Below are 2971 nucleotides of genomic sequence, written 5' to 3'. Positions count from 1 at the left end.
ACTTTATTGTATTATCTGGGGCAAAATTTTAATTATGCTTATATGTGTTATTATTTAATAAATAAGACATATAAACAACAAAAAGGTTTAATTTATTTGTAGGCATTTTTAATAACACAAAATGCCAGCAATACAAATAATGTATGCTAGCAATTTTTTAAGAAACTATAAAATTTCTTTATTTTTCAGACTTTTTTAACAAATAAAATTAGACCTATTAAAACAAATATAATATAAAACATTGTTAATAACTCTTTTTTTTAGACAAGTGGTGTCTTTTAATCGTTTGTTAGTAGATTTTTATTGTTAAAATTTATTTTACTTGTTAATAAATTTTTAGATAAAAAAAACACCTCTTTTTAAAGAGATGCTTTTTAATTTTAATCAATTGTTAGAAATTTTTACTCTTTTAATCTTATAATGATAAACTCAGTTCTTCTGTTCAATTGATGTTCTCCTTTAGAACATCGTACGCCGTTTATACATCCATTGGTCAATTGAGTTTCTCCATATCCCTGTGCTGTGATTCTGTTTGAACTAATTCCTTTTCTTGTGATGTAGTTCATCGTTGACTCTGCTCTTCTTTTTGATAAAGCTTCATTATAAGAATCTCTTCCTCTTGAATCTGTATGCGATGCTGCTTTGATAATCATCTTTGGATACTTCTGCATTATACTTACAATATAATCCAACTCTCTCGCAGCATCTGGTCTAATTGTTGACTTATTAGTAGCAAAGTAAATTGGTTTTATATTGATGATAATTTCATTCCTGTTGTTATAAGTCAAGCCATCTACTAAACCTAAATCAAAGGCTAGATCTAAATCTAATTTAGCTGTATCTGTTGTACTAAAAATATCTTGATCTGGCTTATAATATTCCTTTGATGCAATAGCAGTGTAGTTGTTATTACAAGGTAGTTTATAACTAAACTTTCCTTGTAAGTCTGTTGTTATTGTTGCTATTGTTTTACTATCTTCTCTTTGCTTAATAGTCACCTTTGCATTGGCTAATGGAATCTTTAATTCTTTGTCTCTTACATACCCTGTTACACTTTGTTCACAGGGTTTGATTTCTTCTGCGATTCGCTGTTCGGTAAATCCATAAATATCATCATCTCCTAATCCACCTGCTCTGTTCGATGAGAAATACCCTCTTCTTGGATTTTGAGTTTCATTGATGACAATTCCAAAGTCATCTGCACTACTATTTATTGATGTTCCTAAACTTGTTGCTTTATCTTTACTATTTAGGTTGTACTTATATATATCTAAGCCTCCTAAACCTTTTCTTCCGTCTGATGAAAAATACAATTTGTTGTCTTTGGTTACAAACGGAAACATCTCTTTTCCTGTTGTGTTGATATCTTGTCCTAGGTTCATTACTTCTCCATAACTTCCATCTTCATTTATTTTAACTTTATAGATGTCCGTCTTTCCAAAGCCGCCTTCTCTATCTGAGGTAAAATACAGTGTTTTATTATCTGCACTTAATGCTGGATGTCCTGTGGAAAATTCATCACTATTAAAAGGGAGTTCTTCTAAATCTTCCCAAGCTGTATCTTCTTCGTTTCTTGTTGCTTTGTAGAGTTTTAGTTTATTGATTCCTCGCTTATCGGTTCTATAACGTTTCTTATAATAATTATTGCGTGTAAAATATATTGTTTGATGATCGTTTGTAAACACGGCATTAGATTCATGATAGGTCGTGTTTAACTTATCGATTGAGAAGTAGTCTATCTCTTTAACTAAGTTCGTTGAATCTTCTACTTTGGCTATGTATAGGTCTAAAAAGGTTCTCTTGTCTTTTCCCCAACGGTGTCTTACCGTACGTTTGTCTGGTCTTTCTGAAGCAAAAACTACATTGTCTTTATAATACATCGGACTAAAGTCTGCTCCTTCTGTGTTGATGCCTTCTACGCTATAAACGCTATAAGTAGTTTCTTGTGCGTTTATTTGTGTAGTACCCAGTAGCAGTACTAATGCTACGATGATACTTTGTTTTATTGTCTTTTTAATATTGTGTACATATGTTTTCATGGCCTATCGTTTTTAAAAGAATCTTGGTGATTTTATCTTATCACTAACAAATGAAAAATCAAATAATAAAAACACCTCATGGGAGCCTGAATTAAATTGTCCTAAATTACTAACCGTATGATCATAGGCATAGCCTAATCTCAGGTTGTTAGTTGCTCGTACATTGATAAGGGTTGATATAGAATCATCAAAACGGTATGAGAGTCCAAATTCTAGTTTATCATTCAATAGTATGTTTCCTGATAGGTCTATCGAGGTTGGTGCTCCAGGTGCGGTCTTGACCATAAATGAAGGTTTGAACTTTAAAGTTTCACTTAAATCAAATACATATCCACTGGTAATAAAGTAATGGGCTACATCACTTGCTTTTGTTATACTTCCTCCTGCCTTATCAAAATGGAGGGTCTTTAACATATTGGGTAAAGAGACTCCTGCATAGAACTTATCAGTATAATAAAAAACTCCTGCTCCAAAGTTTGGGAGCGCTCTGTTAATTCGATTGGCAAAAGCCACATCTCCTGGGTTGGTTGTTTGGATAAAAGGCAAGTTCACATCTAAAAAGGAGAATCCTGCTTTTAATCCTAAGGCTAAGTGTTTGTCCTCTCCTACTTGCAGGGTATAACTAAAATCTGCATACGAGCTTTGTTCTCTTACAGGTCCTAGTCTATCTGCTATAATAGAGAGTCCTAATCCTACCTTTTTTCCTACAGGTGCATGAATTCCTAGAGTTACTGTTTGGGGGGCGCCTTGGATACCAATCCACTGGCTTCTCCCTAAAAAGTTAACCGTCATCGCTTCTTGTGATCCTGCATAGGCCGGATTCACAATGTTCATATTGTACATATAATGCGTGTACTGTGGGTCTTGCTGAGCGTAAATACTTACGCTCAATAGCATTAATAACCCTACTAATATCTTCTCTAATTTCATAT

The 2971-nt window shown here is 33.1% G+C and carries 2 protein-coding genes; both read right to left on the bottom strand.

What is annotated here, in order from left to right:
• Positions 1–401: 401 nt before the first annotated feature.
• On the bottom strand, positions 402–2039 hold the full coding sequence (locus OD91_RS09135) for an OmpA family protein (protein WP_144896083.1): 1638 nt from the start codon (positions 2037–2039) through the stop codon (positions 402–404).
• Between the two features lie 12 nt (positions 2040–2051).
• Positions 2052–2969, bottom strand: a complete 918-nt coding sequence (locus OD91_RS09130; protein WP_144896082.1) for a type IX secretion system membrane protein PorP/SprF — start codon at positions 2967–2969, stop codon at positions 2052–2054.
• Positions 2970–2971: the final 2 nt, after the last annotated feature.

The organism is Lutibacter sp. Hel_I_33_5 (assembly GCF_007827455.1).
GTDB lineage: Bacteria > Bacteroidota > Bacteroidia > Flavobacteriales > Flavobacteriaceae > Polaribacter.
The sequence above is the reverse complement of the archived record's forward strand: the minus strand, read 5'-3'. Positions and strand labels throughout refer to the sequence as shown.

What these genes read in the sequence shown, in the direction of transcription:
- OD91_RS09130 (WP_144896082.1), bottom strand. Translation starts at nt 2,969, where the DNA reads ATGAAATTAGAGAAGATATTAGTAGGGTTATTAATGCTATTGAGCGTA.
- OD91_RS09135 (WP_144896083.1), bottom strand. Translation starts at nt 2,039, where the DNA reads ATGAAAACATATGTACACAATATTAAAAAGACAATAAAACAAAGTATC.